Origin of the sequence: Tabrizicola sp., from assembly GCF_022842145.1 — a bacterium.
Classification (GTDB): Bacteria; Pseudomonadota; Alphaproteobacteria; order Rhodobacterales; family Rhodobacteraceae; genus Tabrizicola.
On the sequence record NZ_JALHQD010000002.1, the window covers coordinates 310111 to 334500 of the forward strand.

The 24390-nt window shown below is 64.9% G+C and carries 27 protein-coding genes; 20 read left to right on the forward strand and 7 right to left on the reverse strand.

All coding sequences use genetic code 11. The annotated features are described in order from the left end of the window. The first annotated feature begins 156 nt into the window (after positions 1-156). From Q0C42_RS06610 to Q0C42_RS06640, 7 genes are all read left to right on the forward strand, one after another. Positions 157-690, forward strand: a complete 534-nt coding sequence (locus tag Q0C42_RS06610; RefSeq protein ID WP_295073729.1) for a hypothetical protein — start codon at positions 157-159, stop codon at positions 688-690. A gap of 81 nt (positions 691-771) precedes the next feature. Next, a complete protein-coding gene (rpiA, locus tag Q0C42_RS06615; protein WP_295073732.1) occupies positions 772-1557 on the forward strand; it encodes a ribose-5-phosphate isomerase RpiA in 786 nt (261 codons plus the stop codon). Between the two features lie 99 nt (positions 1558-1656). Next, entirely contained in the window at positions 1657-3015 is a 1359-nt protein-coding gene (gor, locus tag Q0C42_RS06620) for a glutathione-disulfide reductase (RefSeq protein WP_295073735.1), read from the forward strand. Between the two features lie 77 nt (positions 3016-3092). Continuing rightward, a complete protein-coding gene (gene hflK, locus Q0C42_RS06625) occupies positions 3093-4277 on the forward strand; it encodes an FtsH protease activity modulator HflK (protein WP_295073738.1) in 1185 nt (394 codons plus the stop codon). Further along, complete coding sequence (hflC, locus tag Q0C42_RS06630) at positions 4274-5263, forward strand: protease modulator HflC (RefSeq protein WP_295074327.1); 990 nt, start codon at positions 4274-4276, stop codon at positions 5261-5263. The genes hflK and hflC overlap by 4 nt, the downstream gene beginning before the upstream one ends. Further along, positions 5260-5445 carry a DUF2065 domain-containing protein gene (locus tag Q0C42_RS06635; protein ID WP_295073741.1) on the forward strand — a complete coding sequence of 62 codons (186 nt, stop codon included), beginning with the start codon at positions 5260-5262 and terminating at the stop codon, positions 5443-5445. Before hflC ends, Q0C42_RS06635 begins: the two co-directional genes overlap by 4 nt. A gap of 202 nt (positions 5446-5647) precedes the next feature. Next, entirely contained in the window at positions 5648-7042 is a 1395-nt protein-coding gene (locus Q0C42_RS06640) for a Do family serine endopeptidase (RefSeq protein WP_295074328.1), read from the forward strand. 106 nt (positions 7043-7148) lie between these two features. Here Q0C42_RS06640 and Q0C42_RS06645 read toward each other — a convergent pair whose 3' ends face one another. Continuing rightward, on the reverse strand, positions 7149-7550 hold the full coding sequence (locus Q0C42_RS06645; protein WP_295073744.1) for an OB-fold nucleic acid binding domain-containing protein: 402 nt from the start codon (positions 7548-7550) through the stop codon (positions 7149-7151). A gap of 106 nt (positions 7551-7656) precedes the next feature. Between Q0C42_RS06645 and Q0C42_RS06650 the strand changes: the two genes are divergently transcribed. Both Q0C42_RS06650 and Q0C42_RS06655 read left to right on the forward strand, forming a co-directional pair. Further along, positions 7657-7980 (forward strand): 2Fe-2S iron-sulfur cluster-binding protein, encoded by a 324-nt coding sequence (locus Q0C42_RS06650; protein WP_295073747.1) that lies wholly within the window; start codon positions 7657-7659, stop codon positions 7978-7980. Beyond that, positions 7980-8660, forward strand: a complete 681-nt coding sequence (locus Q0C42_RS06655; RefSeq protein ID WP_295073750.1) for a VCBS repeat-containing protein — start codon at positions 7980-7982, stop codon at positions 8658-8660. Before Q0C42_RS06650 ends, Q0C42_RS06655 begins: the two co-directional genes overlap by 1 nt. On the opposite strand, the gene Q0C42_RS06660 is transcribed toward Q0C42_RS06655, so the two are convergent. Next, positions 8657-9064 (reverse strand): hypothetical protein, encoded by a 408-nt coding sequence (locus Q0C42_RS06660; RefSeq protein WP_295073753.1) that lies wholly within the window; start codon positions 9062-9064, stop codon positions 8657-8659. The genes Q0C42_RS06655 and Q0C42_RS06660 overlap by 4 nt on opposite strands. A gap of 89 nt (positions 9065-9153) precedes the next feature. Further along, positions 9154-10356, reverse strand: a complete 1203-nt coding sequence (locus Q0C42_RS06665) for a pyridoxal phosphate-dependent aminotransferase (RefSeq protein WP_295073756.1) — start codon at positions 10354-10356, stop codon at positions 9154-9156. 86 nt (positions 10357-10442) lie between these two features. Here Q0C42_RS06665 and Q0C42_RS06670 point away from each other — a divergent pair, with 86 nt between their 5' ends. Beyond that, the gene (locus Q0C42_RS06670) at positions 10443-10718 is read left to right on the forward strand and encodes a succinate dehydrogenase assembly factor 2 (RefSeq protein ID WP_295073760.1); all 276 of its coding nucleotides are present in this window, start codon (positions 10443-10445) and stop codon (positions 10716-10718) included. Positions 10719-10795: 77 nt separating this feature from the next. After that, entirely contained in the window at positions 10796-11293 is a 498-nt protein-coding gene (locus Q0C42_RS06675) for a winged helix DNA-binding protein (RefSeq protein ID WP_295073763.1), read from the forward strand. Positions 11294-11463: 170 nt separating this feature from the next. Here the strand turns inward: Q0C42_RS06675 and Q0C42_RS06680 are convergent, their stop codons facing one another. After that, complete coding sequence (locus tag Q0C42_RS06680) at positions 11464-11889, reverse strand: DUF1178 family protein (protein ID WP_295074329.1); 426 nt, start codon at positions 11887-11889, stop codon at positions 11464-11466. A 51-nt stretch (positions 11890-11940) separates the two neighbouring features. Beyond that, positions 11941-12483: an NUDIX hydrolase gene (locus Q0C42_RS06685; RefSeq protein ID WP_295073765.1), complete on the reverse strand. Its 543-nt coding sequence runs from the start codon at positions 12481-12483 to the stop codon at positions 11941-11943. Positions 12484-12664: 181 nt separating this feature from the next. Between Q0C42_RS06685 and Q0C42_RS06690 the strand changes: the two genes are divergently transcribed. From Q0C42_RS06690 to Q0C42_RS06730, 9 genes are all read left to right on the forward strand, one after another. Then, positions 12665-13165 (forward strand): glutathione peroxidase, encoded by a 501-nt coding sequence (locus Q0C42_RS06690; protein ID WP_295074330.1) that lies wholly within the window; start codon positions 12665-12667, stop codon positions 13163-13165. After that, the gene (locus Q0C42_RS06695) at positions 13162-14304 is read left to right on the forward strand and encodes an acetoin utilization protein AcuC (protein ID WP_295073767.1); all 1143 of its coding nucleotides are present in this window, start codon (positions 13162-13164) and stop codon (positions 14302-14304) included. The genes Q0C42_RS06690 and Q0C42_RS06695 overlap by 4 nt, the downstream gene beginning before the upstream one ends. After that, a complete protein-coding gene (thpR, locus tag Q0C42_RS06700; protein WP_295073770.1) occupies positions 14301-14858 on the forward strand; it encodes an RNA 2',3'-cyclic phosphodiesterase in 558 nt (185 codons plus the stop codon). Before Q0C42_RS06695 ends, thpR begins: the two co-directional genes overlap by 4 nt. A gap of 48 nt (positions 14859-14906) precedes the next feature. Next, the gene (locus tag Q0C42_RS06705) at positions 14907-15935 is read left to right on the forward strand and encodes an N-acetylneuraminate synthase family protein (RefSeq protein ID WP_295073772.1); all 1029 of its coding nucleotides are present in this window, start codon (positions 14907-14909) and stop codon (positions 15933-15935) included. Further along, on the forward strand, positions 15932-17077 hold the full coding sequence (locus Q0C42_RS06710) for a rhamnan synthesis F family protein (RefSeq protein WP_295073775.1): 1146 nt from the start codon (positions 15932-15934) through the stop codon (positions 17075-17077). The genes Q0C42_RS06705 and Q0C42_RS06710 overlap by 4 nt, the downstream gene beginning before the upstream one ends. A 294-nt stretch (positions 17078-17371) precedes the next feature. Next, positions 17372-18532: a rhamnan synthesis F family protein gene (locus Q0C42_RS06715; RefSeq protein ID WP_295073778.1), complete on the forward strand. Its 1161-nt coding sequence runs from the start codon at positions 17372-17374 to the stop codon at positions 18530-18532. 63 nt (positions 18533-18595) lie between these two features. Then, a complete protein-coding gene (neuC, locus tag Q0C42_RS06720; RefSeq protein WP_295073781.1) occupies positions 18596-19711 on the forward strand; it encodes a UDP-N-acetylglucosamine 2-epimerase in 1116 nt (371 codons plus the stop codon). Next, on the forward strand, positions 19704-20945 hold the full coding sequence (locus tag Q0C42_RS06725; RefSeq protein WP_295073784.1) for a glycosyltransferase N-terminal domain-containing protein: 1242 nt from the start codon (positions 19704-19706) through the stop codon (positions 20943-20945). Before neuC ends, Q0C42_RS06725 begins: the two co-directional genes overlap by 8 nt. Continuing rightward, positions 20942-22213 (forward strand): glycosyltransferase N-terminal domain-containing protein, encoded by a 1272-nt coding sequence (locus Q0C42_RS06730; protein ID WP_295073787.1) that lies wholly within the window; start codon positions 20942-20944, stop codon positions 22211-22213. Before Q0C42_RS06725 ends, Q0C42_RS06730 begins: the two co-directional genes overlap by 4 nt. Here the strand turns inward: Q0C42_RS06730 and Q0C42_RS06735 are convergent. Both Q0C42_RS06735 and Q0C42_RS06740 read right to left on the reverse strand, forming a co-directional pair. Beyond that, positions 22203-22913 (reverse strand): acylneuraminate cytidylyltransferase family protein, encoded by a 711-nt coding sequence (locus Q0C42_RS06735; protein ID WP_295073790.1) that lies wholly within the window; start codon positions 22911-22913, stop codon positions 22203-22205. The genes Q0C42_RS06730 and Q0C42_RS06735 overlap by 11 nt on opposite strands. A gap of 33 nt (positions 22914-22946) precedes the next feature. Then, positions 22947-24374 (reverse strand): amidase, encoded by a 1428-nt coding sequence (locus tag Q0C42_RS06740; protein ID WP_295073793.1) that lies wholly within the window; start codon positions 24372-24374, stop codon positions 22947-22949. Positions 24375-24390 lie beyond the last annotated feature (16 nt).

Here is a 24390-nt window from a genome sequence, read left to right on the forward strand (position 1 = left end):
CGCCGCAGGCCGAAAAGCGACCCCTTGTCGACCTAAGGCGGAGGAAATGCGGCCAAGGTCATGCGGCGGTCAAGGCCCGGTGAATTCTAGGGTTAACCATCCGTCAACCATTTCCCGGCCAGACTTCCGCGCGACCGGTGACGAGGGAGGACCGCTGTGACGAAAGCATTGGTGATCGCGGGGCTTGTGATGTGGCCCCTGGCGGCGATGGCAGAGGAAACCGCGCTGGACAAGACCATGCGCAAGGACCCCGACAGGTTCGCGGGTCAGGTGACCGATCTGATCGCAGGTTTCGGCGGGCCCGAGGGACTGACGCTGGCCGGGATCGAAGAGCATATCGCGCTGGAACGTGCCGGTGCCCGGGCGGCTACCCTGCGGCGGTTCTTCGCGATGGACCTTGATGCCGACGGCACGGTGGACCGGGCCGAGCTGCAGACAAGCCAGCGTGCCGCGAACGCGAATGCGCGGGGCCGGCTGGAACGGCAGTTCCGGGCGGCGGACGCGGATGGCAACGGCCGGGCGGATGCGGCCGAACTGGCAGAACAGGGCCGCATTGCGGGCCTGCGCGGGCTTGGCGAGGACGAGGCGGGCTTTCTGCGGGCGCTGATGACGCTGGATTCCGATGGCAACGGCGCCCTGACCGGGGCCGAGGTCGCGCAGGCCGTGGCGGGGCTGGAAAAGGCGGGCTAATCGCAACGGTCTGTCGCCATTCAACCCTCTCGCCCTTCGTCGGGGATTGCGGTATTCCGGGTGAAACACAGGGGGACTGTCATGGTTGCTGCGCTTTCACCGATCGACCAGGCCAAGTTCGTCGCCGCGCGCCGGTCGGTGGATTTCGTCGAGGACGGGATGAAGCTGGGCCTTGGCACCGGCTCGACAGCGGCCTGGATGGTGCGTTGCCTGGCCGAACGCGTGCGGGACGAGGGGCTGCAGGTGACCTGTGTCGCGACATCGGCCCGGACGGCGGACCTGGCGCAGGGCGTCGGGCTGAAGGTGGTCGGGATCGACGAGGTCAGGTGGCTTGACCTGACCATCGACGGCGCGGACGAGTTCGACGCGAACCTGAACCTGATCAAGGGCGGCGGTGCGGCGCTTTTGCAGGAAAAGATCGTGGCGACCGCCAGCGACCGGATGATCGTGATTGCCGATGCCGCGAAAGAGGTGGCCCAGCTTGGGGCCTATCCCCTTCCGGTCGAGGTGATCCCCTTCGGCTGGCAGACCACGAAGGCGCTGATCGAAGAGACCTTGTTCAGCCTGGACGTGATGAGCCGCGAGGTCGCGCTGCGGCTGGTGAAGGAGGCCCCGCTTATCACCGACGAGGGGCATTACATCCTGGACCTCAGCCTCAAGCGGATCGGCAACCCGCGGCAGTTGGCGCTGGTGCTGAACCAGATCCCGGGCGTGGTGGAAAACGGGCTGTTCATCGACATTTGCGACGTGGTGGTGATCGGCCACGGCGACGGACGGGTGACGGTGCGCGACATCAACTCGGGCAAGGTGGAAACCGGGTCGGTCGATGTCACCGAAAGCCGCAACATCTTTGCCGATCTTGACTAACCGCTGACCGCCCGGTCACGCAAAAGCGCGGCTGGGGGACTTTCGCACGGCGGCCGGACGGAATAGCTCTGTCGCACGGCAATGGCGGAGGGGCTTCACATGGCTTTCGACTACGATCTCTTCGTCATCGGTGGTGGCTCGGGCGGGGTGCGCGCGGCGCGGATCGCGTCGGGCGAATATGGGGCCGGGGTCGGTCTGGCCGAGGAAAGCCGGATGGGCGGCACCTGCGTCATCCGGGGCTGCGTGCCGAAAAAGCTGATGGTCTTCGCGTCGGCCTACCCCGAAGCCATCGCAGAGGCGCGGGAATATGGCTGGGATGTCACTGTGGGCGGCTTTGACTGGACCCACTTCCGCACCCGGCTGGAGACCGAGCTGGACCGGCTGGAAGGCGCCTACCGCAACACCTTGAAGAACGCGGGCGTCACCATCCACGACGCGCGCGCGGTGATCGTGGATGCGCACCGGGTCCGTCTGGCCTCGGGGGCCGAGTTCACGACGAAGCATATCCTTGTCGCGACGGGCGGCTGGCCTTTCGTGCCGGACATTCCGGGGCGGGAGTTTGCCATCACCTCGAACGAGATGTTCCATCTGCCGGTGCTGCCGAAGCGGGCGCTGGTCGTGGGCGGCGGCTATATCGCCAGCGAATTTGCCTGCATCCTGAAGGGCCTGGGCGTCGAAGTCAGCCAGTACTACCGCGGTGCGCAGATCCTGCGCGGCTTTGACGACGAGGCGCGGGGACATGTGGCCAACGCCATGCGGGCGCAGGGCATCGACATCCACTGCGGCACCGACGTGATGCGGCTGGAGCAGACCGGGACGGGCATCCGCGCCGTCGCCACCGACGGGACCGAGCGCGAGTTTGATCTGGTGCTTTACGCCACCGGACGCCGCCCGAACACTGCCGGGCTGGGGCTGGAGGCGCTGGGCCTGACACTTGGCCGGGGCGGCGAGGTTCCGGTCGACGCCTACAGCCAGACCGCGGTGCCGTCCGTCTTCGCGGTGGGCGATGTCACCGGCCGCATCAACCTGACCCCCGTGGCTATCCGCGAGGGGCACGCCTTCGCCGACACCGTCTTCGGTGCGAAACCCACCACCTTCGACCACACACTTGTTGCCTCGGCCATCTTCACCCAGCCCGAGATGGGCAGCGTCGGCCTGTCGGAGGAAGCCGCGCGGGAGCAGGAACCGATCGAGGTCTACTCCACCGCCTTCCGCCCGATGCGCACGATCTTCGCGGGCAAACAGGACCGAGTGCTGATGAAACTGATCGTCAGCCAGGCCACGCGGAAGGTTCTTGGCTGCCACATCGTCGCACCCGAGGCGGGCGAAATGATCCAGCTTGCAGCCATCGCGATCGGCATGGGGGCCACAAAAGAGGATTTTGACCGCACCTGCGCCGTCCATCCCACCATGGCCGAAGAGCTGGTCACGATGCGAAAACCGGTCAGAACTGCCTGACTTCTGGCGTGGACGGGTTGATTTCCGGCTGGATATGACCAGCTTAGGGCAAAGGTAAGAACAAGGGGTTTTCTTAAATGGCAGGAAGTGGCGGTCCCTGGGGCGGCGGTGGCGGCTCGGGAGGAGACGGCAACAGGGGCGATAACGACGACGAGGACCGCCGCGGCGGTCGCCGTGGCGAGCCTGGTCCCCAGATCCCCGAGATCGATCAACTGATGAAACGCGGCCAGGAACAGCTGCGCGTCCTGATGGGCGGGCGCGGCAATCGTGGCACGGGTGGCCCCGGCGGCGGGCAGGGCGGCCCGGTCTTCACCAAGCAAAGCGTCGGTCTTGGCGTGCTTGCGCTGATCGGCGTCTGGTCCTTCATGTCCTTCTACACCGTGCGGCCGGAAGAACGCTCGGTCGAGCTTTTCCTGGGCGAAAGCTCGGGCATCGGCGATCCCGGCCTGAACTTCGCGCCCTGGCCCGTCGTCAGCTACGAAAAGGTCCAGGTCACCGGCGAACGCACCACGGACATCGGCACGGTGGCTGGCAGCAGCGATAGCGGGCTGATGCTGACGCGCGACCAGAACATCGTCGACATCGGCTTCCAGGTGGTCTGGAACATCTCGGACCCCGAGAAGTACCTGTTCAACCTGGTCGACCCCGAGGACACGATCCGCGCGGTAAGCTCCAGCGCGATGCGGGACATCATCGCGCGGTCGGAACTTTCGCCCATCCTGAACCGTGACCGTGGCGTGATCGCCTCGGACCTGCGGACAGCGGTGCAGACGACGCTGGACAGCTACAACGCCGGGATCACCGTGATCCGGGTCAACCTGCAGACCGCACAGCCGCCGCGTGAGGTGATCGACGCCTTCCGCGCCGTGCAGGCCGCCCAGCAGGAACGCGACCGGCTTGAGAAAGAGGCCGACGCCTATGCCAACCAGGTCACCGCCGGTGCCCGAGGCGAGGCGGCACGTCTGATGGAAGCCGCCGAGGGCTACCGCGCCCAGGCGGTGAACAGCGCGCAGGGTGAATCAGCGCGGTTCCTGTCGATCTACAACGAATACGTGAAGGCGCCCGAGGTGACCCGGCGGCGGCTTTACATCGAAACGATGGAACGGGTGATGGGGGGCATGAACAAGGTGATCCTCGACGGCGTCTCGGGCGGTGAAGCGGGGCAGGGCGTCGTGCCCTTCCTGCCGCTGAACGAGCTTGGGCGGATGACGCCCACCCAGGGTGCCGGTACGGGCTCGGGTACGGCTGGGGGGACCAACTGATGCGTGCGATGTACATCATTCCGGCCTTCGTGGTCTTGCTGGTGCTGGTCCTGTCCTCGGTCTTCATCGTGGACGAACGCAAGCGCGCGCTGGTTCTGCAGTTCGGTCAGGTCGTCCAGGTCAAGGAAGACCCGGGTCTGGGCTTCAAGATTCCGCTGGTGCAGGACGTCGTGCAGTACGAGGACCGGATCCTCGGCCTGCAGACCCAGCCGATCGAAGTCACACTTCTGTCCGACCGCCGCCTGGTGGTGGACGCCTTCGCCCGCTGGCGCATCGTCAACCTGGTGGAATTCCGCCAGTCCGTCGGAACGGCCGGTGAAGACCGCGCCCAGCAACTTTTGAATAACATCCTGAGCCAGGCGATCCCGGAAGTCCTGGGTAACTCCACGCAGGAACAGGTGCTGAGCCAGGACCGTGCCGGGCTGATGAACCAGATCCTGACCATCGCCAAGCGCGAGGGTGCGGCCCTGGGCATCGACGTGATCGACGTGCGCCTGACCCGGACTGACCTGCCCGAGCAGAACCTTGAAGCAACCTTCGCCCGGATGCGTTCCGAACGCGACCGCGAAGCGGCAGACGAACGGGCCCGGGGTGGCGAAGCCGCGCAGCGCGTGCGTGCGTCCGCGGACCGGACGGTGGTGGAACTGACCTCGGACGCCCGGCGCCAAGCCGACGTGATCCGCGGCGAGGCCGATGCCGAACGGAACCGCATCTTGGCCGAAGCCTATGGTCAGGACCCGGAGTTCTTTGCCTTCACCCGGTCACTGACGGCCTACGAGGTCAGCCTTCAGGGCAGCAACTCGTCCATCGTGATGCAGCCGGACAGCGAGTTCTTCGACTATCTGCGGTCGGATGCCGGACGTGCGAGCGGGGCCTCGGTGGGGCCGACGACTCCAGCTCCAGCCGAAGCGGCTCCGGCTGAACCTGCGCCAGCGGAACCTGCGGCCGAAGAAGCTCCGGCGGAAGCGGCCCCGGCCAACCCGTGAGCCAGGTCGTCCTGGCCTTGGGACTTGTTCTTGCGATCGAGGGGCTAGTGCTTGCACTGGCCCCTCGGCGTATCGAGGATGCGCTTCGGCTTCTGGCCAGCCTTGGCCTTGACCAGCGCCGGATGATCGGACTTGGCGCCCTTGCTGTCGGGGTGGCGCTGGTCTGGGTGGCGCGGGTGTGATGACATATTCCTTCACATCACCTTGATGCGCCGCGACCGGGTTTGCATTGTCTTCTGCGTCCCCTAACTGTTTCTTCAGCATCGACGCGGCAGGGTCCGACCGGGATGTGCCGCCGCCCCAACCGATTGAACAGGAGTTCGCATCGTGCCCGACCTCACCCCTTCCATCCGCAATGCCCTGCGGTCCAGCACAATTCTCGCGTTGGTCCTGGGCTTCGGCCTTTCCGTGGCGCCGCTCCAGGAGGCGCAGGCCTTCGGCGCGCCGGAAAGCTTTGCCGAACTGGCCGACAAGATCAGCCCCTCGGTCGTGAACATCACCACGTCGGCGATGATCGCAGCACCGGCAGACGGGATGCCGATGGTGCCGGAAGGCAGCCCGTTCGAGGATTTCTTCGATGATTTCGGTGGCCCCGGCCCCGGCGGCCCGCAGCGTTCCGAGGCGCTGGGTTCGGGCTTCGTGATCAGCGAGGACGGCTTCATCGTCACCAACAACCACGTGATCGAGGGTGCCGACGAGATCGAGATCGAGTTCTTCTCGGGCGAAAGGCTGAAGGCCAAGCTGGTCGGGACCGACCCGAAGACCGACATCGCGCTGCTCAAGGTGGAAAGCGACAAGCCGCTCCCGTTCGTGACCTTCGGAAACTCGGACCTGATGCGGGTGGGTGACTGGGTCATGGCGATGGGCAACCCGCTGGGACAGGGCTTCTCGGTCAGTGCGGGCATCGTTTCGGCCCGGGGGCGCGAGTTGTCGGGGACCTATGACGACTTCATTCAGACCGACGCGGCGATCAACCGTGGCAACTCGGGCGGGCCGTTGTTCAACATGGACGGCCAGGTGATCGGCGTGAACACCGCGATCCTGTCGCCCAACGGCGGGTCGATCGGCATCGGCTTCTCGATGTCGGCGAACGTCGTGACCAAGGTCGTCGAACAGCTGAAAGAGTTCGGCGAAACGCGGCGGGGCTGGCTTGGGGTCCGCATCCAGGACATGACGCCCGAAATCGCGGAATCGATGGGGCTGGCCGACGCCAAGGGGGCCTTGGTCACCGACGTGCCGGAAGGCCCGGCCAAAGCTGCGGGCATCCAGTCCGGTGACGTGATCACCCGCTTTGCCGACGAGGAAGTGGGCGATGCCGGCGACCTGACTCGCCGCGTGGCTGATGCGCCCATCGGCGAGGCGGTCCCGGTCATCGTGCTTCGTGACGGCAAGACCGAGACGCTGGCCGTCACCCTTGGCCGTCGCGAAGAGGCCGAGGCCGCGACGATGCCGGCTTCCGCCCCCGCGCCCGAAGCGCCGAAGGAGTTGGAGACGCTTGGTTTGACGCTGGCGCCTCTGGATGACGAAATGCGGGAGCGGTTGGGGCTTGAGGCTGCCGCGGAGGGTCTGCTTGTGACGGCGGTCGACCAGGCATCGGAAGCCTTCACCAAGGGGCTGGCTGAAGGTGACCTGATCACCGAGGCCGGCCAGCAGAAGGTCGTCCGCCTGCAGGACCTGGAAGACCGCGTCAAGGAAGCCAAGGATGCGGGCCGCAAGTCAATCCTGCTTCTGGTTCGGCGTGGCGGCGACCCGCGCTTTGTGGCGCTGTCGATCGAGTAAGCCCGGCGGACCAAGGGCTTGAAAGGCGGCGGGGTCTCTCGCCGCCAAATTTCTTACGGAAGAAATTTGACAAATTCCTTGCTTAAGGAATTTGGGTCCCAAGGCCCTACGGCTGATCCCCTGCCCGAACCCCGTCGAAGCGGAACCCCGGGTCCAGCAGGCGGTCCAGCATCGGCGACAGATCCTCGATCAGTTCGGCCACCACATGCACCACCCCAGCCTCGCGCTGCAGCTTCCCCGTCACCCGCAAGAGCCGCCCCGCGATCACCGCCCGGCGGAAGCGTTCGTAGACATTGGCCCAGACGACCACATTGGCCGTCCCCGTCTCATCCTCCAGCGTGACGAAGATCACCCCCTTTGCTGTCCCCGGCCTTTGCCGGACCAGCACCAGCCCCGCTACCGTCACCCGCGCCCCAGCGGGAGGCTCGCCCAGCCGTCCGGCCGGCAAGGCGCGGGGGGGGCGCGGCCAGGAACCGCCGCGCGGGGCAGGGGAAATCACCAGAGTCATGAGAACAATACTAGAACATTGGGGCCGCAAGGCAAGCCCGCGCCCCTCTGGCAAATCACGCCGGACTGGCCTATGTCACGTCTGACGATCCCGGGAGAGTTTCAGAATGGCGAAGATCACTTACGTCGAACACAACGGCAAGGAACATGTGGTTGAGGTGGCGAATGGCCTCACCGTGATGGAAGGCGCGCGCGACAACGGCATCCCGGGGATCGAGGCCGATTGCGGCGGCGCCTGCGCCTGTTCGACCTGCCACGTCTACGTGGACCCGGCCTGGGTCGACAAGCTGCCGAAGAAGGACAACATGGAAGCTGACATGCTGGACTTCGCCTGGCATCCCGATCCGGCCCGGTCGCGCCTGACCTGCCAGCTCAAGGTTTCGGACGCGCTGGACGGTCTGCGCGTGCAGATGCCGGAAAAGCAGATCTGATGCGGCTGGCTCTGGCCCTGGTCGTGATGACCGGGGCCGCAGCGGCCGAAGGTACGCGTGATTCCCCGATCCTGCAGGCCGACCTTGTCGATCCGACCGGGCGCTATGACCACGCCGTTCTGGGCGATGCGCTGGAATGGGGCGGACTTCGTCTGGTCGTCGGTGACCAGACTGTCACCATCACCCTGCCGGAGAACCGCGTTTTCGAGGACGTCGAAGCCCGCCTTGCCGACGTGACCGGCGACGGAGCACCGGAGGTCATCGTCGTGGAAACCGATCTCGCCCAAGGGGCTTCGCTTGCGCTTTACGGGCCCCAAGGCAAGATCGCCGCAACCCCGTTCATCGGCCAGCGCCATCGCTGGCTGGCCCCCGCCGGGGTCGCCGATTTCGACGGCGACGGCCGCATCGAGATCGCCTATGTCGACCGCCCGCATCTGCGCAAGGAACTGGTCTTCGTCCGCCTTGACGGAGACCGGCTGGTCGAAACCCTGCGTCTGCCGGACCTCACCAACCACCGGATCGGCGATGAAGTGATCTCGGGCGGCTTGCGCGACTGTGGGCAGGGGCCGGAACTTGTCCTCGCCTCGGCAGACTGGACGCGTCTGATGCTGGTCCGGTCGGGCGTGGTAACGGACATCGGCCCGCTGCCGCCCGCGGGTCTGACGATCCCGCCCTGTTAGCCTTCGGCCTTGCCCAGCCTGTCGGCCTTGCGCTTGACCAGCATGGTCCGCAGGTCGTGCATCGCCAAGAGAAGCGAGTCCGTCACCGCTTCCAGCTGCGCATCCGTCGCACGCGACTGCGCCCATTGCGTCGTCAGGTTCAGGTGATCGACGGTGCGCAGGATGTCATCGACCTCGCGCGCGGCCAGCTGGGCCTGACGCGCCGCCAGCCATTCCTCGATTGCCGCCCGGTCCGCAGTGGTCAGTTCGACCTCGCCATGCGGCTTGATGTTACCGTTCTTGACGTTGACCGCAGCGATCTCGACCATTTCGATCCGGCGCTGACGGTTTTCGGTCCCGATGCGGAACACGGCCGCCCCGTTCTCGCGCACCCGGAAATAATAGTCGGGAAGGTCTGCGCCCATGCCTGCCTAATCCAATCTTTGCGGAACAGTCCGCTCCGCCATTCCTTGCGGAGCGAGCGCCACTCGTCAACCCGGTAAGCCGCCCCGCCTTAGACGAGCGAGGCGCAGAAGCGCTGGATCCGGGCGCAGGCCTCGTGCAGCACCTCGTCCGAGGTGGCATAGCTGACCCGGAAGTTCGGCGACACCCCGAAAGCCGCGCCAAAGACCACGGCCACGCCGGTCTCCTCCAGCAGGGCGGTCGCAAAGACCTCGTCGCTGGAAATCACAGTGCCTGCTAGCGTGGCCTTGCCGATGCAGCCCGAGATGTCGGGATAGACGTAGAACGCGCCTTCGGGCTTCGGGCAGCGGATCCCCTTGGCCTGGTTCAGCATCCCCACCACCAGATCGCGGCGGCCCTGGAAGACCTTGCGCCAGTCGGCCAGGAAGTCCTGCGGGCCGGACAGCGCCTCCAACGCGGCATGCTGGCTGACGGAACAGGGGTTCGAGGTCGACTGCGACTGGATCGTGCCCATCGCCTTGATCAGCGCCACAGGACCGCCAGCATAGCCGATCCGCCAGCCGGTCATCGCATAGGCCTTGGAGACGCCGTTGCAGGTCAGCGTGCGGTCATAAAGCCCGGGTTCGATCTCGGCCGGGGTGCAGAATTCGAAGTCGTCGAAAACCAGGTGTTCGTACATGTCATCCGACATCACCCAGACATGGGGATGCCGCATCAGGACATCGCACAGCGCCTTCAGCTCGGCCCGCGTGTAGCCCGCGCCGGTGGGGTTCGACGGCGAGTTGAAGATGAACCATTTGGTCTTCGGCGTGATCGCGGCTTCCAGCTGTTCGGGCGTCAGCTTGAACGCGGTCTCGATCCCGGCCACCACCGGAACGGGGGTGCCGCCTGCCAGCAGGACCATGTCGGGGTAGCTGACCCAGTAGGGGGCGGGAATGATGACCTCGTCGCCGGGGTTCAGGGTCGCCATCAGCGCGTTGTAGAGGATCTGCTTGCCGCCAGTGCCGACGCTGATCTGGCTTGGTGTATAGGTCAGCCCGTTCTCGCGCAGGAACTTGGAGCAGATCGCCGCCTTCAGCTCGGGGATGCCGTCCACCGCCGTATAGCGCGTCTTGCCGTTGTCGATCGCACGCTTGGCGGCGTCGCAGATGTTTTCCGGCGTGTCGAAATCCGGCTCGCCCGCGCCAAGGCCGATGACGTCCTTGCCCTCGGATTTCAGCTGTTGCGCCTTCGTCGTCACCGCAATGGTGGGGGATGGCTTCACGCGGGCCAGCGTGTCGGAGAGGAAAGCCATCTTTGCACCTTTCGGGGAGGGTGGAGTTTCGGGCTTGCCTGTCTTAGGGTCCGCCCCGATGGGGTTCAAGCAGGAACGGTGGTCCAATGGGCGAGACGGCTGAAGCGCGCCTGAAGCGGATGGCGATGCGGTCCTGGCGGCGCGGCACCAAGGAGATGGACCTGGTGCTGGGTCCCTTCGCCGATGCGCATCTGGCGGGGCTGTCCGAGGCTGACCTGCAGACCTATGACGTGCTGCTGGAAGAGAACGACCAGGACCTGATGGCCTGGATCCTGGGTCAGTCGGCACCACCTGCCGCCTTGACCGGCCTGCTGGCGCGGATCACCGTCTTCGCGGAAAACCGGCTGACGCCGAGAAATTAGCCGAAGTTCGCCGCAAGTTTACGGAATGTTTGCGGTTTGTGCTGATTCTGTCCCCGTGCGAACGGTGGAGAAACGGTATGACAATGTATGCCCCGGTACTGGACGGATCGCAAAAGGCGTTCCTGTCCTGCTACCTCGACAACCTTGCCCTGGTGGAGCGGCTGCATCGCCTGCTTCTTGACGTGATCAAGGATGAATTCGAACGGCTGAACATCCTGGAGATCAACTCGGTTCAGGCGCTTCTCCTGTTCAACATCGGCGAGAACGAGGTAACGGCGGGCGAGTTGAAATCGCGCGGCTACTACCAGGGCTCGAACGTCAGCTACAACCTGAAGAAGCTGGTCGAACTGGGCTACATGCACCACCAGCGGTCCGAGATCGACCGCCGCTCGGTGCGGGTCCGGTTGACGGAACAGGGGAGGCATGTGCGCGGCGTCATCGCAGACCTTTTCGCCCGGCACGCGGACGGGATGGAACAGCGCGGGTTGATCGATGCCTCGGGGATGGACGAGATCAACATGTCCCTCAAGCGGATGGAGCGGTTCTGGACCGAACAGATCCGCTATATCTACTGACACAGCGGTCAGATCGCTGCGGGGCTGCTGCGGTCGGGCCAAAGGGTGCGGTGCCCGTCTTGCAGCCTTGGTAAAATCCTTACCAAATCCTTCACGTCCGCGATCAAGTCATTGATCTGATATGGCTCGCGGCGCTTGTCCACCGTGGACATGGTTCTAAGTCCAACCCCTCAGTTCACCTTCCGGGCGGGCAGGAAGGGCAGCGGGGCGACCGGCAACCCCTCTTCAATCATCGCGCGCGCCTCGTCCGGCTTTGCCTCGCCGTGGATCGCGCGCTCGGTTGCATCACCCGCATGGATCTTCCGGGCCTCTGCCGCGAAATTCATGCCGACGTATTCCGAGTTCTCCTCGATCTGCTTTTTCAGCGCGGCAAGCTTTTCTTCCATCTCGGAACCCGGCGCCGACAGGTCCGGCCTGGCAGCCGATTTGCGGGCCGGGCGGACGGCGGGGGCCATCAATTCCTTCTCGACCTCGGCCAGGCCGCAGACCGGACATTCAACTTGCCCAGCCGCCAGCAGCGCCTGGAAACCCTCGGCGTTCTTGAACCAGCTGTCAAAGCCGTGACCGGCCCCGCATTTCAGGCTGTATCGGATCATCTTGTGCAGTCCCATTCCGGAACCCGGTTAGCTAACACTCGCCGCGAAAGATCAATGGCCCTTGCGCCTGCCGGGCTTCTGGCCAGCCGCAGGAGCAGGATCATCGTCATCATCCCCCGCGATGGGCCCCGGTCGTCCCTGAAGCGGCGGCAGAAACTGTCCGATGATCGTGGCAAGCTCGGGCTCGGCCACCAGCGTCGCGGCCTCGGCCAAGGGGAACCATTTGCGGCGGCGTTCCTTCACCTCGGGGAAGGTCTTGGCCAGCTCGTCGACCCGCAGGCCATAGACCGCGACCGCGCAAGGCACGCTCGCCTCGGGTGAAAGGCATTTCTGATAGCCATAGCGCCCGATGCAGAGCGGGTTCATCGTGCCCTGAACCCCCGCCTCTTCCCAGGCTTCCTGGGCGGCGGCGGCTTCGGGCGCAAGGCCCGGCATCGGCCAGCCTTTGGGGATCACCCAGCGCCCGGTATCCCGGCTGGTGATCAGCAGCACTTCGACGCCGGTTGCAACTGCACGCCAGCAAAGCGCCCCGTACTGCATCCGTGTGCCGCCCTTGTCGGTGCCCTGCACCGCACTCTTGTCTTGCCAACCCATTCCAGTCACCCTGGCCGCCCGTTTCCCGGATCTGGCCGCTGCCCTAGTCCTCGATACGCACTATCGCATATAAATGGCGCGAATTGGAAAAAAGTTCCGGAAAATTGACGCAGTCTGCAGTCGGATTATCTGACCTCGCATGGAAATGATGCAAAAGGGGGATGGTGTGATCCGGTTTCTGATGGCAAGCGCGCTTACCCTGCTGGGAACGTCAGCCCTGGCGGCCGAGGGGTTCCGCTTTGCTTCGATCGACGGGGGCGAGATCGACCTGGACGACTGGCGCGGCAAGCCCGTGCTGGTGGTCAACACCGCCTCACTTTGCGGCTTTGCCGGCCAGTTCGACGCATTGCAGGACCTGCACGAGCGGTTTGGCGACAGCGCGCTGATCCTGGCCGTCCCGTCGAACGATTTCGACCAGGAGCTTGCCGACGAGGCGGCGGTCAAGGAATACTGCGCCATGACTTTCGACCTAACCCTGCCGATGACAGAGATCACCCCGGTGAAAGGCGCCGGAGCCCATCCGTTCTATGCATGGGTGCAGGCCGAGACCGGGTTCGCGCCCGGCTGGAACTTCAACAAGGTGCTTCTCGCGCCGGATGGCACCATCGCGGGGACGTTCGGCGCCCCCGTCAGGCCGGAAGGTCCCGAGATCGCCGGCCGGATCGAGGCCATGCTGGAATGATCGCCGGCCCCCCGCCCGTCTCTGCGGTGGGGCTGGCTTCCCCCCTTTTCATCGGCTCGGATATCTACCGAGGGTCCTCCTATGGTCAGCGCCATCCCTTGCGGGTGCCAAGGGTGTCGACCGTGATGGACCTGGCCCGCGCCTTGGGCTGGCTGCCGCCGGACCGGTTTCGCACCAGCCCGCGCGCCAAGCCTGCAGCTTTGGCACTCTGGCACGAGCCTGCCTACATCGCCGCGCTGCAGGCCGCCGAGATGATGGGCGAAGCGACCGATGAGATGCGGCGGCGCTTTCACCTTGGCACGCTGTCGAACCCGATCTTCCCCGAGGTCTACCGCCGCCCCGCGACGGGGGCGGGCGGCGTGATGCTGGCGGCCGAACTTCTGGCCGCGACGCCGGGGGTGATCCACGTCCCCGGCGGCGGTACGCATCATGGCCTGCCGGGGCAGGCGAACGGGTTTTGCTACCTCAACGACGTTGTACTGGGGATCAAGGTCCTGCAGCGCGCGGGGCTGACGCGCATCGCTTACGTCGACCTTGATGCGCACCACTCGGACGGGGTGGAGCTTGCCTTTGCCGGAGACCCGCAGGTGCGGATGATCTCGGTGCACGAGGAAGGCCGCTGGCCTTTCACCGGGCTTCTGGGGGACAGCGCCGGTGGTAGCGCATTCAACCTGCCGGTCCCGAGGGGCTACAACGACAGCGAGGCCCGGGCGGTACTGCACGACCTGATCCTGCCGCGGGTCGAGGAGTTTCGCCCCGAAGCGCTTGTCCTGCAATGCGGCGCGGACAGCCTGCTGGAGGACCCGCTGTCGCGCCTCGCCCTGACGAACCGCGCCTATCTGGAGGCGGTGCGCGCGCTTTTGCCGATGGCCCCGCGCGTGCTGGTCCTGGGCGGCGGCGGCTACAACCCGTGGTCCGTCGGGCGGCTTTGGACGGCGATCTGGGGCACCCTTGCGGGCCGCGCGTTGCCGGACCGACTGCCGGAGGTGGCGCAAGCGGTGCTGGAGGGCCTTGGCTGGGGCGGAGGGGGGCGTCCCGACCCTGGCCCCCGGATGCGGACCACTCTTCTCGACGACCCGCGCGAGGGTCCGGTGCGAGATGAGATCCGCAGCCGACTGGCCCGGCTGGCACAAAGATGATCCGGGCCTTCCTTGGTCTTGCCCTGCCGCAGGCCGTGCGCGGCGCCTTGCAGGTCCAGCAGTTCCTGCTGCCGCTGCCGCGAAAGGTCGAACCCGAGAACCTGCACCTGACCCTGGTCTTCCTGGGCAACTGCCCCGAGATCGCGCTTGAGGCCGCGCATGAGGAGTTCGAGGCGTTAAGGCAGGGCCGCTTTTCACTGGCGCTTGAAGGGCTTGGGCTCTTTGGCAAGGACAAGCCAAGGGTCGCCTGGGCCGGGGTGGCCGCTTCAGCCGACCTGATGCACCTTCAGGCCAAGGTCGAGACCATTGCCCGCCGCGCCGGCTGCCCGGTCGACGCGCGCAAGTTCCTGCCCCACGTGACCTTGGGTCGGTTCCCGCCTCCGCCGCCGGTCGATGCGATGCGGCTGGAACGTGCCGTGGCGCTGGGGCAGGGTTTTCGCACCGAGCCCTGGGAGGTGACCGAGCTGACCCTGTGGCGGAGCCACCTGACCGGCAATGGCCCACAGTACGAGGTGCTTGCGCGCTACCCGCTGACCCCGATTGCTTCATCTTGACAGGCGACACGCCCTGACGCACCACGGATCGCAACTAGGGAGACGTCCATGAAGATAGCTCACCGCGAGATCGGCCCGAACCATCCGCCGCTTGTCATCGCCGATATCGGTATCAATCACGGCGGTGATCTGGCTGTGGCCAAGGAGATGGTGCGGCTGGCTGCCGGGGCGGGCTGCGAGATGATCAAGCACCAGACCCACATCATCGAAGACGAGATGACCGAGGAGGCGAAGTCGATCTTCCCGCCCAACGCCGATGTCTCGATCTGGCACGTCATGGAACGCTGCGCGCTGACCTTGGACGAAGAGGCCGAGATGAAGCGGTACACCGAAAGCCTGGGGCTGATCTGGATCTCGACGCCCTTCAGCCGGGCCGCCGCCGACTGGCTGGAGACGCAGGATGTCCCCGCCTACAAGATCGGATCGGGTGAGGCCGACAACATTCCGCTCATCCGCCACATCGCGCGCAAGGGCAAGCCGGTGATCCTGTCGACGGGGATGCAGACGATCGAAACCATTCGCGCTTCGGTCGACATCCTGGACAAGGCGGGGGTGGAATACGCCCTGCTGGAATGCACCAACCTCTATCCAAGCCCGGCCGAGATCGTCAGCCTGCGCGGCGTGACCGACCTTCGGAATGCCTTCCCGAAAGCCGTCGTCGGCTTTTCCGACCATTCCATCGGCCCCGAGATGGCGCTGGCCTCGGTCGCGCTGGGGGCCTGCATCCTGGAACGGCACTACACCGACACCCGCTACCGCAAGGGGCCGGACATCATCAACTCGATGGACCCGGCGGAACTGCGGTTCCTGATCGACCGGTCCAAAGAGATATGGATTGCCGCCAACAACCCCAAACAGCGGTCCGCACCCGAAGAGGACGTCTACCGCTTCGCCCGCGGGTCCGTGGTGGCCGACAAGGACCTGCCCGAGGGCCATGTGATTCAGGAGGCCGACATCTGGGCCCGCCGCCCCGGCAGCGGAGAGATTGCGGCCTATGACTTCGACAAGGTGGTGGGGAAGCGGCTGACCCGGGCGGTGACGCGAAATACGCAGCTGAAGTGGAGTGATCTAGGGTGATCCCCGGCTGGAAGATCAGGCGGGAGCTTGACCGGGCCTCTCAGCGCCTGCGTGCGGCAGTTGGCAAGCTCTACGAACCCCTGATTCAGCGCGCTTATGACCGCAAGCGCACCAGTGTGGTCAAGGTGCACCAGGGGGGAGTCCCCCTGACGGATCGCATTGCTCTCGTGCTGACCTACCAGCCCAAAGGCTTTGCCGCGTCGCTTCTGAAGACCTGCGCCCATCTTCGCGCCAAGGGCTATGCGCCTCTGGTCGTCTGTAATGCCCCCGCGACCGAAGCCGACCTGCGCATTTTGGCACCGGAGACTTGGGCGATCCTTCTGCGACCCAACTATGGCTACGATTTCGGCGGCTACCGGGACGGAATTCTTCATTTAAGAGATAGCGGGGTGGCTCCCCGCTTTCTGATCATCCTGAACGACAGCATTTGGTATCCGCTGAACGATGCTGACACTCTCATAGAACGCATGGAGGCAACGGGTTTTGGTTTGACGGGAGCGATCCTGCAGGAGGGGGACCAAGGCAAAGCACCGCGATCAAGCCGATACAAGGATTACATCGAATCCTTCTTCTATCTCATCAGTAGCGAGTGCTACAAAAGCCAAGCCTTCACCCAATTCTGGACCTACTTTCCGATGTCGAACCTGAAGTTCAACGCGGTTTATGCCGGGGAACGTCGGTTCTCGCGGGTGCTGGAGGAATCTGGCCAATCCGTTGGCTGTGTCCTGACTCGGTCCGACATGCTATCTTGCCTCCAGTCTCAGTCGGCGGAATTTCTCCGCAAAACCCTAACTTACGCTGCATACACCGATCCTCTCTTCGAGAAAGAGGGAGCCATGATTCTGGCAGATTTCGGTACGGATGAAATGTGGCGCCGGCGAGCGTTGGCACATGTTGCGGCTGTTAGCAGGAGAAGGCACTTTCACGCATCCTTCTGTTATGCTTCAGTCATGCTCTTGAATGTGCCATTCCTGAAAAAGACCTCTGGGACGATCCTTGGTCGGAGTTACGGGATGTTGCATCTCAAGAGCCGTGAGCAGTATCTTCGGGCCGTTGGATCCGAAGACCTGCCCAGACCAAGCTCGACTGTGTTGTCCGAGCTTCAGGCAAGCGTGCGGGGTGAATTGCTTGCCTCCCACTGATTGACGAGAGAAGCTTCGACAAATGGTTTGCCAGGGTTGGTTTGGCACTTTTCCGCGCAAGTCAGAGGCCGCTCGGGCAGTTGGTGCCAAAGACGACAGCTTGAGCTTGTGTAATCCGTGCAGAACAGTAAACCGTCGCCTGCGAAGTTGATCCGGTACTCGGTGGTGATTAAGATGGTTAAGCTTGTTGATACTCGGTCCAAGATGCATTTGCGGATCGGAAATGCCGCGGCAAGAGCTTGCCAATCTGTTTTCGGTCAGTCTTCCCTGACGATAGTCGCAGGGAGGTAGGGCATGGCATTGCCTTCGGCCTGGAAGGTCAGGCGCGAACTGGAACGAATCCGGGTTAAGGCCGTACTTTTCACAAGTCGCTGGTTCCATGACCCGATCCGCAAACCGATCTACGACCTCACTGCGCGATGGCGCCAGCTGGTCACGAAGGGCAAGCTGCCACTAACAGACCGCGTTACTGTCTTCGTGGTCTATCAACCCAAAGGACTGACTGGTTCGATTCTGATCACATTGGAGCATCTCCGGCGCAATAATTACTCCGTTCTCGTCGTGTCAAACGGACCACTACAGTCTGAAGACCGCGAAACCCTGGCCGCTCACTCAGCCGCGGTGATGGAGCGTCCCAATGTCGGCTACGACTTTGGAGCCTACCGCGACGGCATTCGGTATCTTTGGTCGTTGAACCACGATCTGTCTCTGCTGGTCCTAATGAACGACAGCACCTGGTTCCCGCTGCGTCGCGATGACGACAGTCTGGCCCGCATGGAGGCGCTGGATGCCGATCTGTCAGGACATATCTTTAAGATGGAAGAACGCCACAAGGGTCTGCAGGACCACATCGAGTCCCATTTGTTGATAATCTCTAGGAAGTTCGTCGTTTCGGACGACTTCCGACGGTTTTGGCTGCGCTACCGAATGTCAGATCATCGCGCTACAACCATCCGCTCTGGCGAGAAAGGCTTTTCGCAATTTGCTATCCGAGGCGGGTGGACTGTGAAGGCAATGATGGGGCGCGAATGGTTAGTAGATTGTTTGCAAAGTCGCAGTGATCAGGAACTCGCACAGATATTGGAGCACACTGTTGATGGCTTTCAAATTCGAATGCAAAACGCCGATGCAATTCGAAGAACTGCCGATCGTGGCGAAGCCTGGCATCGGGACTATGTCGTTTGGGCGTATCAATGTCTTTCCAACACGACACCATTCGGACTCTCTAGCTCGTTCGTGATGCCGGCAATGGTCTATGGTGGGCTTGGCTTTGCCAAGAAGGGGCGCGACTTACCTTTTCATTTTGCCCGGCAGAAGCTGTTGGAACTTGAAGCGCGGGGCGTGATCGCTCCGCTTGACGAGGTCGTCCGGGCCGAGATTGCAGCAGCTGTGGGCATTTGGGTATCGCCAAAGGGGCAGGAGGGGTCGATTATCTGTCCGCGGCCAAGACGGTGACAGAGCTAACTCTGGTCGGCGGCAACCCTTGCCAGCTGTCCCCTCCCGCGTCATGACTGCCGCATGACCCGCCACCTCCTCTTCCTCACCGGTACCCGAGCCGACTTCGGCAAGCTGGAACCCCTGGCCGCCGCCGCAAGGGATGCAGGCCACCGGGTGACCTTCTTCGTCACCGGCATGCACATGATGGACCGCTACGGCCTGACCCGGAACGAAGTGCGGCGGATGCCGGGGGTCGGGGTGGAGGAGTACGTCAACCAGGCCGAGGGCGATCCGCAGGATCTGGTTCTCGCGCGAACCGTCACGGGTTTCTCGACTTATGTGAACGCGGTGAAGCCCGACCTGATCGTCCTGCACGGTGACCGGATCGAGGCGCTGGCGGGGGCATTGGTGGCGGCGACGAACTATGTCCGCTCGGCCCATGTCGAGGGCGGGGAGGTCTCGGGGACCATCGACGAGGTCTTCCGGCACTGCAACACCAAGCTTTGCACGCACCACTTCGTCTCGTCCGAGGCCGCCGGTCGCCGGGTGCGCGCGCTGGGGGAGCCGGAGGAAACGATTCACCCCATCGGCTCGCCGGAACTGGACTTCCATGCCCGGCCCTCGGGCGTCACGCTGGACGAGGTGCGCGCGCGCTACGAGATCCCGTTCGACCAGTATGGCATCGTCACCTTTCACCCGGTGACCAGCGAGCAGGACAGCATCGGGCGGCAGGCGGCGGACCTGTTCGGGGCTCTGGAGGCCTCGGCGCGCAGCTTCGTGGTGATCGCGCCGAACAACGATCCGGGGTCGAAAGCCATCTTCCGGGTGCTTGAGACGCTGCCGAGATCCCGGTTCCGGGTCCTGCCCTCGATGCGCTTCGCCCATTTCAGCGAGTTGATGAAGAACGCGGCCTGCATGGTCGGAAACTCCAGCGCCGGGGTGCGCGAGGCGCCTTTCCTGGGCCTGCCGTCGCTGGACATCGGGACGCGGCAGTCGAACCGGTCCGATGCACCCTCGGTCACGGCGTGCGAGGCCGCGGATCGGGCCACGATCCTGGGCTTTCTGCAGACGCACTGGGGGCGTCAGGCGACCCCGCATGACGGTTTCGGCCAGGGGAGTGCGGCCGAGCGCTTTGTCGAGACGCTGGCGAGGCCGGAGTTCTGGACGTCCAGCCTGCAGAAGGCGTTCCGTGACTAGGCCCTCCCTTCCGCTGGCAACCTATCTTGCGGCCTCGCGCCTTGTCCCGCTGGTCGCGCCGGGGCTTCTGGCCCGACGCCTTGCCCGCGGGAAAGAGCTTCCCGACCGCTGGCGCGAGAAGCTGGGGGAGGCTTCGCTGCCCCGGCCAGAGGGTCCGCTGATCTGGTTGCACGCCGTGGGTCTGGGCGAGGTGCTGGCGCTGCGCGGATTGATCGCCGCACTGGCCGAGCCGTCTTCGGCGGAGTTCCTGGTCACCTCGACCACCCGCGGCTCTGCCGAGGTGCTGGCGCGGAACCTGCCGCCCCGGACCCGCCACCAGTTCCTGCCGCTGGACGCCCCCAACTATATTGCGCGCTTCCTGGACCATTGGCGCCCCGATCTGTCGATATGGGCCGAGCAGGACATCTGGCCCGGTGCAGTTCATCAATCCGACGCGCGGGGAATTCCGCTGGCGCTGGTGAACGCCCGGATGAATGCCGAGGCCTATGCCCGCCGGCGGCGGTGGCGGGGACTTTATGCCGATCTTTTTGGCAAGTTCCGCCTGATCACCGCACAGGACGAAGCGACTGCCCGCAACCTGCAGGCGCTTGGTGCCAAGGGTGTAACAGTGGCTGGTTCCCTCAAGGCCGCAGCCCCGCCATTGGCCGTCGACCCACGGGCGCTTGCGTCGATGCGCGAGGCCCTGGTGGGCCGGCGCCCGGTCCTCCTGGCATCCTCGCACCACGAGGATGAATTCGTGACGCTCTCCGCGTTCCGGACCTTGCAGCCCAAGCCGCTTCTGATCATCGCGCCGCGTGATCCCTCACGCGGTGCCGAGATTGCCGCCCGTGTCGCCGAACACCAGATGACCGCGACGCGCCGCAGCCTGGGGCAGGGGCCAACGGCGGATGTCTGGATTGCCGACACTCTGGGCGAGATGGGGCTTTGGTACCGGCTATGTCCCGTCTCGGTGATCGGCGGCACCTTTGGCGCGACCGAGGGCCATAATCCGTGGGAGCCGGCGGCCTTGGGCTCGGCCGTGCTGCATGGCCCGCGCACCGCGAACTTTGCCGCCGACTTCCAGGCCCTGCACGAAGCCGCCGCCGCCCGGCTGGTGATGCCCGACAGCCTTTCCCCAGCGCTGGAAGAGGATCATTCGGCGATGGCGGCCCGCAGCCAGGCGGTGTCGGACGCGGCACAAGGCTCGCTTGCCCCCCTTGCAGCGCAGCTTCTGGCGCTGGGGGGGCTGGCATGAGGCTTTGGGCTTTCCTCCGCCTGTGGTCACTGCTTTGGCACATCGGGCTGCCCTTTGTGCTGCTCTATCTGTGGCGCCGGGGCCGCAAGGACCGGCTTTACGCGCAGCATCTGGGCGAACGCTTCGGCCGCTATCCAAGGGGGCTTGCAGGATCGGTCTGGGTCCATGCCGTGTCATTGGGCGAGCTGCGCTCGGCTGTGCCCCTGATCCGCGCGCTTCTGGAAAAAGGGGAGACGGTCGTCGTCACGCTTTTCACCCCGGCCGGACGCCGCGAGGCCGAAAAGGTCTTCGCGGCTGAAATTGCTGCGGGAAAGCTGATGTCCGTCTGGGTGCCGCTGGAGACGTCATGGGCTTACGCCCGGTTCTTCAAGGCTTTCCGGCCCAAGCTTGGTCTGGTGATGGAGATCGAGATCTGGCCGCGGATGATCTTTGCCTCTGCCCATGCGCGGGTGCCGCTTTACATGTGCAATGCGCAGTATCCCACGGATTCGATGGCCCGCGACGCCCGCTTCGGTATCCGACCGGCCCTGATGCGGGGCTTTGCCGGGGCCTTCGTGAAGTCCGACCTGCAAGCGCAACGCTTTGCGTCGGTGGGGGTGCGAAACATCACCGTGACCGGCGAGTTGCGCTTCGACCAGCCGATCCCGGCCGAACAGTTGGCCGCAGCCGCGCGCCTGCGACCGCAGCTTGGACCGCGTCGGGTGATCGCCTTCGCCTCGGTCACGGAACCTGAAGAGCCGCTATTCCTGGCCGCAGCGCAGGAAATCCTGTCCGTCCGCACGCCGCCGATCATCCTTTTCATTCCCCGCGCACCGGAACGCTTCGCGGAGGTGGCCAAGGCCATGACCGACAAGGGCATCCTTTTCGCGCGCCGCAGTCAACGGCTGGACCGCAAGTTTGCGCCCCAGTCCGTGGCGCCCATGGACGTCCTCCTGGGGGATTCCCTGGGTGAGATGTACTTCTACCTGGGCCTGGCGGACCGCGTCGTGGTTGGGGGCGGTTTCCAGCCCAAGGGGTCGCACAACATCATCGAGCCGCTGGCGCTTGAGCTGCCGGTTCTGGTCGGCCCGCACATCCAGACCATCGAATATCCGGCGGTGGAGGCGATTGCGGCAGGCGTCTGCCACCAGACCACCGCCGACCGGCTGGTAAGGGATGTTCTGGACTGGCCCGACCCAAGCCCCGAAGCGATCACCGCTTTTGTTGCCGCCCATTCCGGGGCCACGGTCAGGACACTCGCGGCCATTGCGCCTTTGCTCAGGCCTTGACCAGGCCGTCCTTCAGCTGCTCGGACAGCAGGAATTCGACCAGCCGGAAGTCATAGGGCGTGTCGATGTCATGGCACCGCTCGGCGGGCAGGACGTAAGGAATCACCCGGCCCTCGTAGATCGTCTTGGCCGTCCGCAGGTAGTCGGGCTGAACCACGTAAACCATCCCCACGTGTTCATAGACGGTCGGCGCGTCCTGTCGCGCCCAGACACCACCGGGCAGCGGCTTTGACACATGCAATGCGCCGGACGCGTCTGGTTCCACAAGGTTGAAATAGGGATTCTTTCGCGCCTCACAGACGCTCATAACCATGTCGGGATGTTCGATTTCGTAAAGTGTCAGCGCGCCGTCGATGTCCTCGGGCAGCCGCAGAGGGGAGGTGCAATCAAGGTCGAGGAAGGCCGACACCGGGCCAGCAAGCGCCTCGCTGGCGGAAAGGGCATGTTGCCAGACCCCCCATTTCGGCGCGGTATCGGTCGCCAGTTCGGCCGGTCGCAGGCCGATGTCCAATGCGCCGCGCTTGACGGCGTGGGCGTAGATCGCCTCGTCATCCGTCGATACGACCACCGCCCCGACCCGCGGATTGGCGAAAAGCTGGTCCAGCGACCAGTCGATCAACGGCTTGCCGCAGAGCGGGCGGAAGTTCTTGCCCGGCACGCCCTTCGACCCCTTGCGCGCCCCAATATGACCCAGGATCATGCACTGCCTCCCCTTTTGGCAAAAGCCTTAGCGCTATGGCGGCGGCGATGCCAGCGGCGGTGGCCGGCGCTGCGGCCATTCGGTCGCGCGGTGCCAGGCCTGGCCGATTGCCAGCACCTTGGCGTCCTCGCCGGAGCGGCCGATGATCTGCATCCCCATCGGCAGTCCGTTCGCCCCAAACCCGACGGGGACGGACAGCGCCGGCAACCCGATCAGGCTTGCGGGAATGACCACCTCCATCCAGCGGTGATAGGTGTCCATCTTGCGTCCGGCGATCTCTTCCGGCCAGCGCCAGTCGGCTGGGAAGGGCCAGACCTGGGCCGAGGGCAGGATAAGGGCGTCATACCGGTCGAACAGCCGTGCGGCATGGGCATGCCAGCGGCTGCGGATCACGCTGGCTTCATAGACGGCCTGCGCCGACAGCCCCAGGCCCTGCTCGATCTCCCAGATCGTCTCGGGTTTGGTCAGGGCGCGCTTGGCCGGGTCCTCGGCCAGGGCGCGCTTGCCGCCTGCGTTCAGCATCGCCCGCAGGGTGACCCAAGCGGACCAAAGCTTTTCGGACGGGAAGGGCGGGGGCAGGGGTTCGACCACCGCTCCCATTTCCTCCATCTGCCGCAGGGCCGCCTGGCAAAGGTCCAGGATCCCCGGCTCCATCGCATAGGCGCCGCCCCAGTCGCCCAGCCAGCCGATCCGCTTTCCCTTGATCCCGCGGTCCAGACCCGACAGCAGGTCCGGCGCCGCGCGGGGGAAGGGAACCTCGGGGTTCTCGCCCGCCAGCACCATCAGCAGCCGCTCCACGTCTTCGACCGTGCGGGCCATCGGGCCTTCGGTGGACAGGGTGGAAAGGTAGCTGTCGCCCTCGGCCTCCTGCGGGACCAGTCCCCAGGTCGGGCGGAAGCCGTAGACGTTGCAGAAGGCGGCGGGGTTGCGCAACGACCCCATCATGTCCGACCCGTCCGCCACCCAGGCCATACGTGTCGCCAGCGCCGCCGCCGCACCGCCGGACGAACCACCAGCCCCGCGCGACAGGTCATAGGGGTTGCGCGTCACCCCGAACACCGGGTTGAAGGAGTGCGACCCCTGGCCCCATTCCGGCACGTTGGTCTTGGCCGCGATCACAGCACCGGCGGCCCGCAGCCGTGCTGCGACGAGATCGTCCTTCGTTGGCACATGGTTGGCGAAAAGCGGCGAGCCCCAAGTGGTGCGGACACCTTTCGTCGCCACCAGGTCCTTCACGGCAAAGGGAATCCCGTGCAGCCAGCCCTGCGGCGTCACGTCGTCCAGTTCCCGTGTCTCGGCCATCAGCGCGTCGGGGTCGCGCAGGCTGACGATGGCGTTCACCGCGGGATTCACCGCCTGAACCTGCTCGAGCCAGGCTGCCATTATCTCGGATGGCGCGACCTTTCGGGCATGGATCGCCACCGAAAGCTCTGTCGCCGACCACTCCAGTACGTCTTTCATCTTTGCACAAATATCC